The sequence below is a fragment of the Microbulbifer maximicatervae (SeqCode) genome, from assembly GCF_052467305.1.
The window spans coordinates 5,351,245-5,365,189 of sequence record NZ_CP174306.1; the positions used below are offsets into that span (position 1 = coordinate 5,351,245).

The 13,945-nt window shown below is 54.3% G+C and carries 14 protein-coding genes; 8 read left to right on the forward strand and 6 right to left on the reverse strand.

The annotated features are described in order from the left end of the window. The first annotated feature begins 161 nt into the window (after positions 1-161). Positions 162-785, forward strand: a complete 624-nt coding sequence (ssb, locus tag ACJJI4_RS23410; RefSeq protein ID WP_282934376.1) for a single-stranded DNA-binding protein — start codon at positions 162-164, stop codon at positions 783-785. A gap of 15 nt (positions 786-800) precedes the next feature. Further along, positions 801-1,649 (forward strand): sugar nucleotide-binding protein, encoded by an 849-nt coding sequence (locus tag ACJJI4_RS23415; RefSeq protein WP_444926602.1) that lies wholly within the window; start codon positions 801-803, stop codon positions 1,647-1,649. Between the two features lie 59 nt (positions 1,650-1,708). Here the strand turns inward: ACJJI4_RS23415 and fabB are convergent, their stop codons facing one another. Together fabB and fabA are read right to left on the reverse strand one after the other, a co-directional pair. Then, positions 1,709-2,932, reverse strand: a complete 1,224-nt coding sequence (gene fabB / locus ACJJI4_RS23420) for a beta-ketoacyl-ACP synthase I (RefSeq protein ID WP_413664294.1) — start codon at positions 2,930-2,932, stop codon at positions 1,709-1,711. 67 nt (positions 2,933-2,999) lie between these two features. Then, on the reverse strand, positions 3,000-3,524 hold the full coding sequence (fabA, locus tag ACJJI4_RS23425; protein WP_444928265.1) for a 3-hydroxyacyl-[acyl-carrier-protein] dehydratase FabA: 525 nt from the start codon (positions 3,522-3,524) through the stop codon (positions 3,000-3,002). Positions 3,525-3,841: 317 nt separating this feature from the next. Between fabA and galU the strand changes: the two genes are divergently transcribed. Both galU and ACJJI4_RS23435 read left to right on the forward strand, forming a co-directional pair. Next, positions 3,842-4,693 carry a UTP--glucose-1-phosphate uridylyltransferase GalU gene (gene galU, locus ACJJI4_RS23430; RefSeq protein ID WP_444926603.1) on the forward strand — a complete coding sequence of 284 codons (852 nt, stop codon included), beginning with the start codon at positions 3,842-3,844 and terminating at the stop codon, positions 4,691-4,693. Then, complete coding sequence (locus ACJJI4_RS23435) at positions 4,690-6,036, forward strand: phosphohexomutase domain-containing protein (RefSeq protein ID WP_444926604.1); 1,347 nt, start codon at positions 4,690-4,692, stop codon at positions 6,034-6,036. The genes galU and ACJJI4_RS23435 overlap by 4 nt, the downstream gene beginning before the upstream one ends. A gap of 88 nt (positions 6,037-6,124) precedes the next feature. On the opposite strand, the gene ACJJI4_RS23440 is transcribed toward ACJJI4_RS23435, so the two are convergent. Then, entirely contained in the window at positions 6,125-6,754 is a 630-nt protein-coding gene (locus ACJJI4_RS23440) for a hypothetical protein (RefSeq protein ID WP_444895269.1), read from the reverse strand. A 250-nt stretch (positions 6,755-7,004) separates the two neighbouring features. Further along, positions 7,005-7,967 (reverse strand): octaprenyl diphosphate synthase, encoded by a 963-nt coding sequence (ispB, locus tag ACJJI4_RS23445; RefSeq protein ID WP_444914818.1) that lies wholly within the window; start codon positions 7,965-7,967, stop codon positions 7,005-7,007. A 249-nt stretch (positions 7,968-8,216) separates the two neighbouring features. On the opposite strand from ispB, the gene rplU reads away from it, so the two are divergent. The 4 genes from rplU to proB all read left to right on the forward strand — a co-directional run bounded on the left by rplU (position 8,217) and on the right by proB (position 11,408). Beyond that, entirely contained in the window at positions 8,217-8,528 is a 312-nt protein-coding gene (gene rplU, locus ACJJI4_RS23450; RefSeq protein WP_444926605.1) for a 50S ribosomal protein L21, read from the forward strand. 17 nt (positions 8,529-8,545) lie between these two features. After that, entirely contained in the window at positions 8,546-8,803 is a 258-nt protein-coding gene (rpmA, locus tag ACJJI4_RS23455) for a 50S ribosomal protein L27 (protein ID WP_073277572.1), read from the forward strand. 189 nt (positions 8,804-8,992) lie between these two features. Then, positions 8,993-10,201 (forward strand): Obg family GTPase CgtA, encoded by a 1,209-nt coding sequence (gene cgtA, locus ACJJI4_RS23460; RefSeq protein WP_444926606.1) that lies wholly within the window; start codon positions 8,993-8,995, stop codon positions 10,199-10,201. Positions 10,202-10,271: 70 nt separating this feature from the next. Beyond that, on the forward strand, positions 10,272-11,408 hold the full coding sequence (gene proB / locus ACJJI4_RS23465; RefSeq protein ID WP_444926607.1) for a glutamate 5-kinase: 1,137 nt from the start codon (positions 10,272-10,274) through the stop codon (positions 11,406-11,408). Between the two features lie 67 nt (positions 11,409-11,475). Here the strand turns inward: proB and rpsT are convergent, their stop codons facing one another. Together rpsT and ACJJI4_RS23475 are read right to left on the reverse strand one after the other, a co-directional pair. Further along, entirely contained in the window at positions 11,476-11,742 is a 267-nt protein-coding gene (gene rpsT / locus ACJJI4_RS23470) for a 30S ribosomal protein S20 (RefSeq protein WP_108731693.1), read from the reverse strand. Positions 11,743-11,885: 143 nt separating this feature from the next. Next, positions 11,886-13,910: an ATP-binding protein gene (locus ACJJI4_RS23475; protein WP_444926608.1), complete on the reverse strand. Its 2,025-nt coding sequence runs from the start codon at positions 13,908-13,910 to the stop codon at positions 11,886-11,888. Positions 13,911-13,945: the final 35 nt, after the last annotated feature.

The window sequence follows — 13,945 nt, forward strand, 5'->3', positions numbered from 1 at the left end:
ACTAACGCTGAGCCGCTATTGTATCCTACTGGATAAAAATACAATATTTGCCGATGGTGCAATGCAGCGCTGACGGTATTTCATAACACTTGATAGATTAATTGATTGTTTAAATAGTTTATTGCCCCGGGTGGAGCCCGGGTTGACGAGAGGAGAGGGCCATGGCCAGGGGTATTAATAAAGTAATTCTGATCGGTAATCTGGGGAATGACCCGGAAACCAAATATATGCCGAGTGGCGGTGCTGTTACCAACATCAGCCTGGCTACCAGTGAGAGCTGGAAAGACAAGCAGACTGGCCAGCAGCAGGAGCGCACTGAGTGGCATCGCGTAGTATTTTTTAACCGCCTGGCTGAGATCGCCGGTGAGTACCTGCGCAAGGGGGCCAAAGTTTATGTAGAGGGCTCTCTACGCACCCGTAAGTGGCAGGATAAGAATTCCGGCCAGGACCGCTACACCACTGAAATCGTTGCCAGCGAAATGCAGATGCTGGACGGTCGCGGTGAGCAGGGCGGCTTTGGTCAGGGTATGGGTGGCGCTGGAATGGGCGCAGCCGCAGGTGGTCAAATGGGTGGCGGCCAGCCGATGGGTGGTTCCAGCGGTTTTGACCAACAGGGCGGCGGTTTCCAGGGTGGCTACCAGCAGCAGGGCGGCCAGGAGGCATACGGGCAGGGGCGTACCGCTCCCTCACCGATGGCACCAGCTAACCAGCAGCCCCAGCAACAGCCGAACCAAGGTCCTGCCGGTGGTTTCGATAATAGCTTTGATGACGATATCCCGTTCTAAGAACTGGATTTACCAGTGTCTGAATTGAATACAGGTTATATGCCGGATACCGTCGCCATTATCACAGCTGGTAATGAGATTGATGGTGCGCTGCAAAAAAGACTGCAGCGCGCTGGCTTTCGCATACAGCAGTTGACCCCTGGGGAAATCGATCAATTGAGACCGGGCTCAATTGTGATTAATGCCTCCGCCTGTGCCGACAATCGAGGCATGCCGGAGTCACTGCTGGTGAGTAAGCGGCTTTGTGCTGCACCCTGTGAATATATTATTCACCTCTCATCCTACCAAGTTTTTTCTGGCGGTGAGCGCCGCCGCTATGACGAGGATGAGCCCGCAGAACCACAGTCCCCGAGTGGACGCGAATGGCTGGCCTGCGAAGATGCCTTTGATGGGCTGCAAAACCTGACGATTTTGCGTTTTGGCTGGATGGTGGATAGTGGTCAGGATGCCTTGTTAGGGCGTATTTTACGCAACTTTGTGTCTGGGGAGCCTTTAGCCCTGGATGGAAGGAACAGCGGCAACCCAGTAACAGTGGTGGATATGGCTCGTGTCGCAGTGGCGGTTGCCCAGCAGCTCGCTAGCGGGGCTAAGGCAGGAGGTGTTTACCACTACGGTAGTTCTGATAGCTGCACAGCGATGGAGTTTGCCCTGGAGGTGGTCGAGCGCGCCCAGGCTTTTTACGATGAAGAGCGCTTTGCGCAATTTACTTCATTAGGGGATGAGGCTGAGAAGCGGGATCGCAGCATAGTACTTTCATGTGGCAAGTTGCGGGATGTCTTTGGTGTTCAGCAGCGGAGCTGGAGACAGGGACTGACACGCCAGGTTGAGCTGTGGTTGGAGCGCTTGCACGCGACTCCGGAATAGTTTGGTTTCTGTTGTGCAGTCAATAAAAAGGGCGCCTCGCGGCGCCCTTTTTATTTCGATTAGATTTTATCGAATATCAGGCAAGCATTAGTTCCGCCAAAGCCAAAGCTATTGGACATAGCCCGTTTGACTTCTGTCTCACGCAGCTGGCGGACAAGGTCCATGCCTTCCGCAGCGGGGTCGAGGTTCTCTACATTAGCTGATGCAGCAATAAAGTTATTCTGCATCATCAGCAGGCTGTAAATGGCCTCCTGAACCCCTGCAGCTCCCAGAGAGTGGCCTGTCAGAGATTTGGTAGAGGCGAATGCCGGAACTGTATCCCCGAAGACTTCGCGCATGGCTTTCAATTCGGCGACATCGCCTACGGGTGTAGAGGTGCCGTGGGTGTTGATATAGTCCACGCTACCCTGCAGGCCTTTGCCGTCCATACCGGCCAGAGCCTGCTGCATGCAGCGGGTGGCGCCTTCACCGCTTGGGGCAACCATATCGTAACCATCGGAAGTTGCGCCGTAACCGGTCAGCTCCGCATAGATGGTCGCACCGCGAGCCACGGCGTGTTCCATTTCTTCGAGCACCAGACAGCCACCACCACCGGCGATCACAAAGCCATCGCGATCGGCATCGTAGGGGCGTGATGCTTTTGTCGGAGTATCGTTATATTTGCTTGAGAGGGCGCCCATAGCGTCAAACAAGTGAGTCAAACTCCAGGCAAGTTCCTCACCACCGCCAGCAAACACTACATCCTGCTTACCCATCTGGATAAGCTCAGCTCCGTTTCCTATACAGTGGGCACTAGTAGCACAAGCGGAAGAAATACTGTAGTTCACCCCTTTGATCTTGAAGGGAGTGGCTAGGCATGCGGAAACGGTGCTGTTCATTACCTGGGGCACGCGGTAGGCGCCCACACGGCGAACACCTTTTTCCTTCAGAGTATGTGCAGCGTCAATAATCTGCTGGGTGGATGTGCCGCCAGAGCCCATCACGATACCCGTGCGCGGATTAGATATCTGCTCCTCCTGCAGGCCCGACATCTCGATTGCCTCACGCATGGCAATGTACGCATAGGCTGCAGCGTCGCCCATAAAGCGAAGTTGCTTGCGATCGATATGCTCTTTGAAATCGATGTCCACAGGCCCAGCCACATGGCTGCGCAGGCCGAGCTCCTTATACTCTTCTTGGAAGCGGATGCCGCTTCGACCAGTTTTCAGTGACTCGGTGACTTCTTTAGTGTTGGTACCGATACAGGAAGTGATACCCATTCCGGTAATGACGACCCGACGCATAGTGATCTCCAGCATAGCTTGTCGGCAGAGGACTGATGGTTTCTACCGGTATTAGTCTAAAACGAGTTTAAAAATTGTCTGTACGGGTAAATAAGCCTACGCGAAGATCCTTTGCTGTGTAAATTTCTCTTCCATCCACAGAGACACTGCCGTCGCCAATACCCATAACAAGCCTGCGCTCAACAATCCGGCTCATCTGAATATGGTAAGTCACCTTCTTGCTGGTGGGGAGGATCTGGCCAGTAAATTTAACTTCACCACAGCCCAGTGCGCGACCGCGGCCGGGGTTGCCTTTCCAGGCCAGGAAATAACCCAATAATTGCCACATGGCATCCAGGCCGAGGCAGCCGGGCATTACGGGATCGCCGGGAAAATGGCAGCCGAAGAACCATAGATCGGGGTGAATGTCGAGCTCAGCGATCAGCTCTCCCTTGCCGAAAGCACCACCTTCCTTGGATATATGGGTGATGCGATCGAGCATCAACATATTGGGAGCCGGCAACTGGGCGTTGCCTGGGCCGAACATCTCGCCACGGGAGCAAGTCAGGAGCTCCTCTCTGGTATACTCACTTTTTTGTACAAAATTACTCATCATTTCCCCGTTAGTGGGTGGTTATGCAATTGAGATTGGACACTTTTGCAAGAGCGGGCATTCTAAGGGGTCTGTGTCGCTTGTCCAGTCGGTCAAGGTGGTTTTTGTGACTGGCGTGAGAATTGTCTTCACAAATACTGCCTATTTAGCGTGTTAATTCCTCATCTTACTCATATATTTTTGGTGTTTATCCTCGGAGAATTCACATATTGGGCCAAGCTTAGCGTTATCGAGTGTAAGTGCTTGCACAGCGACGCTATGATAAGTTGCCGGCTCTGCGCGGGGGTGCGCTGTTTTAAATTGATTGGGGGAGCAGAATGCTCAAGAAATGCCTATTTCCTGTAGCCGGTTACGGCACTCGTTTTCTTCCTGCCACTAAGGCAATGCCGAAAGAAATGCTGCCGTTGGTGAACAAACCTCTGGTGCAGTACGGCGTTGAGGAGGCTATAGAAGCAGGTTTAACTGAGGTTGGTTTCGTCACAGGGCGTGGCAAGCGTGCAATTGAGGATCACTTTGATACCAACTTTGAACTAGAGCATCAGATCGCCGGTACCGGTAAAGAAAGTTACCTGGACTCAGTGCGCAAAGTAATCGACAGGGCGAGCTTTTCATATACGCGTCAGGGTGAAATGAGAGGCTTGGGCGATGCCATTTTGCAAGGGCATCGTCTGGTTGGTGATGAACCGTTTGCCGTTGTTTTGGCCGATGACCTGTGCCTGAATAAAGATATGGGGGTGTTAGGGCAAATGGTTCAGCTGTATAAGCAGTTCCGCTGCAGTATTGTTGCTGTGGAAGAAGTGCCGAAAGATCAGATCCATAAGTTTGGTGTCATTGCTGGCAACGAAATTAAGCCTGGATTGTATCAAGTCACTGACATGGTCGAGAAGCCCGCAGCTGAAGATGCGCCTAGTAATATGGCGATTATTGGTCGATATATCCTTACACCAGATATCTTTGACCTTATCCGTGACACTCCGCCAGGCAAAAATGGTGAGGTTCAAATTACCGATGCGTTGATGGCGCAGGCTCAACAGGGCTGTGTATTGGCCTATGCCTTTAAGGGCCGCCGATACGACTGTGGTTCTGTAGAGGGCTTTATCGATGCAACCAACCACGTTTACGAAAATGTCTATTTGCCGGAGCAGGCTGCTAAGGAGAAGGCTAAGTGAGTGAGCTGACTTGCTTTAAGGCTTATGACCTTCGCGGCCGTGTACCCGATGAACTTAATACCGATGTTGCATATAGAGTGGGGCGTGCCTTTGCCCAGTTCCTGAATGCTCGTCGAGTAGTTGTTGGGCATGATATTCGGCTTACCAGTGGCGAGCTGACTGATGCGCTGGTCAATGGATTGCGAGATGCGGGTGCCGATGTTTTCCATATCGGCGAGTGCGGTACAGAAGAGGTCTACTTTGCCAATTTCCACGGGGACTTTGACGGCGGTATTTGTGTTACTGCTAGTCACAATCCTATGGACTACAACGGCATGAAGTTTGTACGTGCAGGCAGTAGCCCAATCAGTGGTGATACCGGTCTACTGGATATCAAGCGCTTGGCAGAAGAAAACAACTTTGCTCCGGTTGAGCAAAGAGGCACTTTGCAGCGCTTTGAACACCGCGCTGATTTTGTGCAGCACTTATTGGGGTATATCGATAATACTGCATTGAAACCATTAAAATTGGTGGTTAATGCGGGTAATGGTGGTGCGGGGGCGGTTGTTGATGCGCTGGCTCCACACCTGCCGTTTGAGTTTGTGCGAGTTCACCACGAGCCCGACGGCAACTTTCCCAATGGTATTCCTAACCCAATTTTGCCAGAAAACCGCAATTCTACTGCCGAGGCAGTGCGGGCAAGCGGTGCTGATTTTGGTATAGCCTGGGATGGTGATTTTGATCGCTGCTTTTTCTTCGATGAAAGTGGTGATTTTATTGAAGGTTACTATGTTGTTGGCTTGCTGGCAGAAGCTTTCCTGGCAAAAAACAACGGTGCCAAAGTTGTTCATGATCCACGCCTGCTCTGGAATACCGAGGATATTGTCCGCGCTGCGGGTGGAGAGCCGGTGCAGAGTAAAACTGGTCATGCCTTTATTAAAGAGCGTATGCGCAAGGAAGATGCCATTTATGGCGGTGAAATGAGTGCGCACCATTATTTCCGGGATTTTGCCTACTGCGATAGCGGTATGATTCCATGGTTATTAGTCGCTGAGTTGGTAAGTCGCAGTGGTAAATCGCTGTCACAGCTTGTTGGTGAGCGCATGGCTGCTTTCCCCTGTTCGGGAGAGATTAACTCTAAGGTTCAGGATGCTGCAGCACTGTTAAAGGCGGCAGAGGAAAAGTATGGACCTGAAGCTGACAGCGTTGAGCACGTGGATGGGTTGAGTATCGCTTACCCCGAGTGGCGTTTTAATTTGCGTATGTCAAATACTGAACCGGTTGTTCGCTTGAATGTTGAATCCCGGGGAAGTGAGGAATTAATGCGGCAGAAAACAGAGGAGCTGCTTCAGCTTATCGGTTAATACTCTTTTTTTATTAAAAAGCCCCGCAACTGCGGGGCTTTTTGGTTTGGGGGTGCTAAAAGTTATTTATCTGGTTTTATGGAAGAAATTATAAGAGTCGGGTGACAGCTTGGATGGGGCCTTTGGGGGTCTTTACGTGTTGAGCGAAGATTTGCCACTGGTTCTTAACCCGTACTCCAATAACATAAGCGTAGTCTGTGTAGATGTGATGGTGGGGCTTTAGAGTTGAGCGCCCAAGGGATTTTGTGACGTTACCTAAAAACCTAAACTTTCCCCGGTTGATAATTTCATTGTGTGTGGCCTTGCCATTGAGTCCCTGTTTTTTCCTTGGGCGAACATGAGCAACGGCCGGCATATTCGTATTGCGCCCGCCAATACAGAAACAGCAGTCACTGAGTTGCCCGGTAATCATAATGTCGGCACCGCTGCGCATTTGGTAGGGCTCAAGGCGATCTAGGGCAAGGACTTCATCCCAATCGATCATACGAATATGGTGGACCTTGATTGTTTGCGGATCTTCGATAAAGACCCCTTGGCGGTGGAAAGCAAAAATTTCATTGGGGCTATCGATACCAGGTGCGCCCATGCCCATGGTGTAGGTCCCGAATTGATAATCCATGACTCCAGTATCTTTTGTACCGGTAATCCTCACCAGGTTATTTTTTAAGAACATTTCCGGGTAATTTCTAAGCTGATAAAGCGCAGTAGAGCTTCTCATGTGCTGATCTCTCCATACCAATTATATTCTTCTCGTTATTTTTGCCCCTGAGGAATTGGTGTTGGCGCTTGAAATAACAAGAGGAACAATCGTACCCAATGTTGGAGGGGTAGCGGGAAATAGATACGAATAAAGCTTGGAGGCTGGTCAGGTTTGGTAGCTGCTCGAGGGGGGAGCTGCGTTGTTTCGCATTGTGCTTAAGGTAGCGGCGCTGCCCGTGCTATCGATATAGCCCGAGCAGCATTTACTTCTAGACGTTTCTCTCTATAGCAAAACTCGCCAATTGCTGCAGGGCGGTTTTTTGTTCGCTCTCGGGCATAAAGGCCAATTGCTTTTTGGCGTCTTCTACAGCGGCCCGGGCACGATCCATGGTGTAATCCAGAGCACCGCAGGCTTCAATGGCCTCTACTATTTCACTGAGCTTTTCCGCACTGCGCTGTTCAATTGCAGTTTTTACCAGCAGTGCCTGGTCCTTGCTGCCGTTGGCCATGGTGTAGATCAAGGGCAGGGTCGGTTTGCCCTCCGCCAGGTCATCCCCAACATTTTTACCCAGTTCTTCCGAATTACCGCGATAATCGAGAGCGTCATCAACCAGCTGGAAGGCGAGTCCCAGGTGTCGACCGTAGAGTTTCAGTGCAGTTTGTTCTTCACTTGAGCAGTTGGCTAATACGGCCGCAGTTTCACAGGCGGCTTCAAACAGTGCGCCGGTCTTTTTGTGGATAACGGTGAAGTAATTCTCTTCGCTTACTGCGGGATCACCGGCGTTGACCAGCTGCTGTACTTCACCCTCTGCGATGGTGTTGGTGGTTTCTGAGAGAATTGCCATGATGTTCATGTCTTCCAGGGCAACCATCATCTGGAAGGCGCGGGAATAGAGGAAATCTCCCACGAGTACGCTGGGGGCATTGCCCCACTTGGCATTGGCGGTAAGGCGGCCGCGGCGCATGTCAGAGGTGTCTACAACATCGTCGTGCAGTAGGGTAGCAGTGTGAATAAACTCGATAATGGTGGCGAGATCGATATGGTTCTCACCCTGATAGCCGCAAGCTTTGGCGCAGAGCAGTACCAGTAGTGGGCGCAGGCGCTTCCCCCCGGCTTCGACCAGGTAGTGACCTATATTTTCCACCAGGGGAACGTCCGAGTGCAGTTGATCGAGAATGCGCTGGTTAACCGCAGCAAAGTCTTCGGCGGCGACCCGGTGAAAAGGCAGCATGTGAGAGTTCCTTATACGACTAGACAGGGGCCTCCCGGGGGCCGGAAGGCGAAGGGGCGCTATTGTATCAACCCGGCGAATTGATTAGAATCTGCGCCCCGCCAATTGCGGGCTCTTTGCGGCTATTGGGTCGTCTGCGGGCCTTTTGGCGAATAGATGTTAAACACACGGCGCAAGCTCCCGAAATGCGGAGCAGTGACTTACTGGTCCTCCCGCTGCTTCGTGTCGTCCTTACCGGAGCATAGAAATATGTACGCTGTTTTTGAGAGCGGTGGCAAGCAACACCGTGTAGAAGAAGGCGAAGTACTTCGCCTGGAGAAGCTGGAAGTAGCAACTGGCGAATCCATTGATTTTGATAAAGTGTTCATGATTGTCGATGGCGACAAGATCAGCATTGGCGCTCCTATTGTAGATGGCGCTAAAGTAACTGCTGAAGTGGTAAGCCACGGCCGCGGCGAGAAGGTGAAAATCATCAAGTTCCGTCGTCGTAAGCACTCCATGAAGCGCCAGGGCCACCGTCAGTGGTACACCGAAGTTAAAATCACTGGCATCAAGGCATAAGAGAGGAGTAACGACTCATGGCACATAAGAAAGCTGGCGGTAGTACGCGAAATGGTCGCGATTCCGAGAGTAAACGCCTGGGCGTGAAGCGCTTTGGCGGCCAGTCTGTAGCAGCAGGCAACATCATCGTTCGTCAGCGTGGCACCAAGTTCCACGCCGGTGTTAACGTTGGTATGGGCAAAGACCACACCCTGTTCGCCACTGCGGACGGCGTTGTGAAGTTTGAAGTTAAGGGCCCCAACAACCGCAAGTTCGTTTCTATCGAAACTGCTTAAGCGGTCATTAGCCCAAGCTTCATAAAAAGCCCCGCTATTGCGGGGCTTTTTTGTTGGAAAAGTCGCAAAAAGACCGCGACGGGAAGTTAGGGTGGCAGTTGCCCACAGGAGGCGGCTTGTCGGCTGGTATGATGATAGTGCGCGCATCTGCGCACCGGATGAGACAACCGCTGTGGCGGTGGAGTGATTATGAAGTTTGTCGATGAGGCGCCCATCTCTGTGCAGGCAGGTAAGGGCGGCAATGGCTGCCTGAGCTTTCGCCGGGAAAAATTTGTTGAGAAGGGTGGCCCGGATGGCGGTGACGGCGGCGATGGCGGCTCCGTGTACCTGGAAGCTGATGATTCCCTGAACACCCTGGTGGATTATCGCTACCAGCCCCGCTACGCCGCTGAGAGTGGTCAGCCGGGTCGAGGGCGCAACTGTACTGGCGCCAAGGGTGAGGACCTGGTCCTTAAGGTGCCGGTGGGCACCACGATCATTGATGCGGATACCGGCGAGACTATCGGCGATATGACCGAAGCCGGTGAGCGTCAGCTGGTGGCCCAGGGGGGCTTCCATGGCCTGGGTAATACCCGCTTCAAGTCCAGTACTAACCGTGCGCCGCGTCAGACCACACACGGCACTGAGGGAGAGATGCGTAGTCTCAAGCTCGAGCTAAAAGTTCTGGCAGATGTAGGCATGTTGGGACTGCCCAATGCGGGTAAGTCCACGTTTATTCGCGCCGTCTCTGCGGCCAAGCCGAAAGTGGCCAACTACCCCTTTACTACCCTGGTGCCAAATTTGGGGGTGGTGCAGGTTCAGAAGCATCGCAGCTTTGTGATTGCAGATATTCCCGGCCTGATTGAAGGTGCAGCCGAAGGGGCGGGCCTGGGGATTCGCTTCCTCAAGCACTTAACTCGCTGTCGTGTTTTGTTGCACCTGGTTGACCTGGCTCCCTTTGATGGCTCTGATCCGGTGGAGAATGCCCGAGCCATTGAGCACGAGCTGTCCACCTTTAGCCCTACCCTGGCCGGGCGTGAGCGCTGGTTGGTATTGAACAAGACGGACTTGGTTCCCGCTGCGGAGCTGGAAGAGCGCTGCCAGGCGGTAGTGGATGCTCTGGGCTGGGAAGGGCCTGTGTTCCGTGTGGCAGCTATTCGCAAAGAGGGTACCGATGCCCTCGGTGGACGCTTGATGGACTACCTGGAAGAGCGCCAGGAAGTTGAGGAGCGAGATCCCGACTTGGCTGTGGCGGAGCTGGAAGCGCAGCGCCAAATGCAGCGCGAAGCTCGCGAGCGAATCGAAGAGTTGAGACAGAGTCATCGCGCCAAGCGCAAAGCTGCCAAGGGGCAGGTGGATGACGACGAGGATTGGGATGATGACGACGACCACGATGTGGATGTTGAGTATCGCTCTTAAATTGTGTGGAGCGAGCAGTTGCTGAGTTCGTCTGGCTCGCTCAATAGTTATCTTGTCCTGAGGGGGAAGCATGGACTCCGCAACAGTGTCCCGGCAGGCGTTGACCAAGGCCCAGCGGTGGGTGGTAAAAATTGGTAGCGCCCTTCTGACAGATAATGGTCGAGGTGTGAATACCGCTGCCATTTCTGCTTGGGTTGCGCAGATGGCTGATTTGCGCCGTCGAGGGATCGAAGTTGTTCTGGTTTCATCCGGTGCTGTTGCGGCCGGAATGGACCGGTTGGGCTGGTGTCGCCGGCCCGAGTCTATCCACCAGTTACAGGCGGCCGCTGCTGTGGGGCAGAGCCACCTTGTGCAGGTCTATGAGCAGGCTTTTAGCCGTTTTGATATTCGCAGCGCTCAGATCCTGTTGGATCACGATGACCTTTCCAATCGCACTCGCTACCTGAATGCTCGCAGCACCTTGCGCACGCTCCTGTCACTGGGGGCTGTGCCTATCGTGAATGAAAATGACACGGTAGTGACTGACGAAATACGTTTCGGCGATAACGATACCCTGGCAGCCCTGGTTGCAAATCTGGTTGAGGCAGATGCGCTGCTGATTTTGACCGATGCGGATGGGCTGTTTACTGAAGATCCCCGCGATAACCCCGAAGCAGAATTAATTAGTGAGGCATCTGCGCTTGATCCCAGGCTGCTCGAGATGGCGGGGGATTCCCGCAGCGGTCTGGGTCGTGGTGGTATGACCACCAAGGTGCGCGCAGCGCAGTTGGCAGCGCGCTCAGGAGCTCGCACAGTGATCGCTGGCGGGGCCTTGGAGGCAGTGATAGATAAAGTCTGTGCCGGCGAGCAGCTGGGTACCCTGTTGCTGCCAGAGGCAGATCCCCTGGCGGCGCGTAAGCGCTGGCTCGCTGGACAGTTACAGGTGCGCGGAACCCTGTTAGTGGATGCCGGTGCGGAGGCAGCTATGACTGGGAGTGGTAGCAGTTTGTTGCCGGTGGGGGTTACCGCTGTTGAAGGGCATTTCAGGCGCGGAGATCTGGTGTCTTGCAGGAATGCTGAAGGTCGCGAGATAGCGCGGGGCCTGGTCAATTATGACAGTAGTGAGAGCGGTCGGATTCTGGGGCAGTCATCGGAGAAGTTTGCCGACCTTTTAGGGTATCGGGATGACGATGAATTGATTCACCGCGATAACCTGATCCTGCTCTGACTTGGCAAGTTTCGAATACAAAAAAGCCCCGCAATGCGGGGCTTTTTTGTGTCTGCTGTCTAAGGGATTAGGCGGCCAGAGCTTTGATCTGAGCGTTCAGACGGCTCTTATGACGAGCGGCTTTATTCTTGTGAATAATGCCTTTGTCTGCCATACGGTCAATAACGGGAACTGCTTCTGCGTACGCAGTTTTTGCTTTTTCCGCATCGCCGGCATCGATGGCCGCAACTACCTTCTTGATGTAGGTGCGCACCATGGAGCGCAGACTGGCGTTGTGCATGCGGCGCTTGTCGTTCTGGCGCGCGCGTTTCTTCGCTTGAGGTGAGTTGGCCACCGGTTGCTCCTGTCTGGAATCTATAAATCTGTAACTAACAGGCCCTGGGGCCCGATCGGGACGCGACATTATCCCCACAGTTGGTTGTTTGTCAACCATAGCGGGCGTCTCGGTGCAGATATGTTGTCAATCCACAACGGCGGTTACCCGGTCGGCAACTCCAGGCTGAACTCTACACCGCTGCCGTCGCTGCGGTTTCGGGCTTTTAAGGAGCCACCGTGGAAGTCTGCGATCAGTTTTGCGATATGCAGTCCCAGCCCCAGGTGGCCGGCATTATCGCCCTGGTTGCGCACAGAAACGAGAGAGTCGAACAGCTTGTGAGCGTAACCTTCCGGGAGCAGAGGGCCGTCATTGCCCACTGTGATCAGGTACATATCTCTGTTTGTTGCCACTGACAGGCAAATTTCACTGCCTTCGGGAGCGAAGCTACATGCGTTATCCACCAGCTTGTCCAGCAGTTGAGCCAATAACTCCGGTGCGCCGTGGCAGGCTAGCTCCCCAGTGGGTTTGTTTAGAGTAAATTGGTGTTCGCTGTGAGCATCGCCATAGCACTGCGTCATGACTTCAAGCAGGTCTGCCAGGTCGAAAGGCTCCCGCTCCGCTTGGTGGATGCTGGTTTCAAGATTGCTGGCTGCGGAGAGACTGTTGAGAATCCCCGACAGCCTTGCACTGCCATCCATAGCCCGCCCTGCATAGCGGCGGCTGTGGTCGTCGAGTTCTCCGGCGGCGAGGTTATCCAGGGATGAGCGAACCACTGCCAGCGGTGTGCGTAGCTCGTGTGACAACTTACTGGCGAGAGTGCGCAGGTACTGGTGATATTGGTCCAGTTCTGCGAGCAGGCTGGCGAAGGCCCGGTTTAGGTCTCCCAGTTCATCGCTTGCCTTTGAATGGGGAAAGTTGCCGCGCAGTTTGCCGCTGGAATCTACTGCGTTGCGGGCGGCCTGGTGTAGCTTGCGCACGCGCCAGGAAAGCCAGCTGGCGTAGCCCAAAAGGAAGAGCAGGGCGATAGCGGCCGCGGCGCAGCTGATCAACCACAACCGGTGGGCTGCTCCCTCGGTGACTGATTGCATCGCTTCGCCAGATTGCAGGACGACGACTTGCCCCAGAAGTGGCCGCTCAACCACTTCGTCGACCCGGGTGATAACGGGCACACTCACCGCACCAATTCGGGATTGCAGCGGTCCTGAATACCATTGCTCCCGGGTGCCACGGCTGTCAGGCGTCGGAAGAGGCAAGCTATTTTCCGGCAGCTGTGGCAAATCCTCTCTGGAAAGCAATTTGCGATAAGCCCAGTCTCTCAGCCACGAATTGCTCTCGGAATCTGCCAGCTGTAGTTGTCCGTTGCTGGCAAGAAGAAACCCCTCGCTGTCCACTACTGCGAGGCGCAGTCCAGGGCGCGCAAAATGGTCGAGCTCTCTCTGAAGGTCTGGCAGAGGGCTCACCAAGCGTCCTGGGTGGCCATCTGCCGGAAGTGTGCTGGCGCTGCGAGTCGGTGAGGAGCCACTGCTGTTTGCCCTGTCGTGAACACGGATAGCGAGGGCTCCACCGGTTAGGGCTTGTGGTAGAGCCAGCTCCAATTGGTAACCCGCACCAGAAGTTGTCCAGCGGCCCCTGAAACGCAGCTCGCGCTCGTAGCGGCCCTCTCTAGGGTTGTGCCACAAGGCGCTGGCGGCCCCCTGGCTGGCGACGGGCAGGATGTAGTGCCGGTCAGCGGTAAACAGTTCTACAGTGTCGCCTCCAGCGATTAGGCCTGTGCGGGGGTCCCGGTAGGCGGGGGTTGAGTCCGAAACAGTGAGAAGCAGGTAGATTTGCTTATCCAGTTGTCCCAGCGTCACCTGGGCCATAGGGGACAGCTGCCCGTCCTCAAGGGCTCTGGGCTCCAGTTGCTGCGCTCGCCACTCATCGCCATAGCCGTCGACTCTCGGAGCTTGAGATAGGGGATTCAGGTAGAGCTGAGCCCCTGGTGGGCGCGAAAGGCGCTGAGGATCTGGGGCGATAAGCTGGGGGGTGCTGGCCAAGCGCGCGGCAATTGCCGCCGCAGTTGCTTCAATTGCCTGGATCTGGCCTTGTGCTAGGGCGGCGTCCACCTGGCGGAGGTACTGGCAGCCGGCCCAGGGCAGGGTGAGTGCGACAAGGCTGACGAGCAAGAGTTGGCGGCGTAGGTTCATACTTAAATTTTTGAAATTGTTCGCCCGATGGTGGT

What these genes read in the sequence shown, in the direction of transcription:
- ssb (WP_282934376.1), top strand. Translation starts at nt 162, where the DNA reads ATGGCCAGGGGTATTAATAAAGTAATTCTGATCGGTAATCTGGGGAAT.
- fabB (WP_413664294.1), bottom strand. Translation starts at nt 2,932, where the DNA reads ATGCGTCGGGTCGTCATTACCGGAATGGGTATCACTTCCTGTATCGGT.
- fabA (WP_444928265.1), bottom strand. Translation starts at nt 3,524, where the DNA reads ATGAGTAATTTTGTACAAAAAAGTGAGTATACCAGAGAGGAGCTCCTG.
- galU (WP_444926603.1), top strand. Translation starts at nt 3,842, where the DNA reads ATGCTCAAGAAATGCCTATTTCCTGTAGCCGGTTACGGCACTCGTTTT.
- ACJJI4_RS23440 (WP_444895269.1), bottom strand. Translation starts at nt 6,754, where the DNA reads ATGAGAAGCTCTACTGCGCTTTATCAGCTTAGAAATTACCCGGAAATG.
- ispB (WP_444914818.1), bottom strand. Translation starts at nt 7,967, where the DNA reads ATGCTGCCTTTTCACCGGGTCGCCGCCGAAGACTTTGCTGCGGTTAAC.
- rplU (WP_444926605.1), top strand. Translation starts at nt 8,217, where the DNA reads ATGTACGCTGTTTTTGAGAGCGGTGGCAAGCAACACCGTGTAGAAGAA.
- rpmA (WP_073277572.1), top strand. Translation starts at nt 8,546, where the DNA reads ATGGCACATAAGAAAGCTGGCGGTAGTACGCGAAATGGTCGCGATTCC.
- cgtA (WP_444926606.1), top strand. Translation starts at nt 8,993, where the DNA reads ATGAAGTTTGTCGATGAGGCGCCCATCTCTGTGCAGGCAGGTAAGGGC.
- proB (WP_444926607.1), top strand. Translation starts at nt 10,272, where the DNA reads ATGGACTCCGCAACAGTGTCCCGGCAGGCGTTGACCAAGGCCCAGCGG.
- ACJJI4_RS23475 (WP_444926608.1), bottom strand. Translation starts at nt 13,910, where the DNA reads ATGAACCTACGCCGCCAACTCTTGCTCGTCAGCCTTGTCGCACTCACC.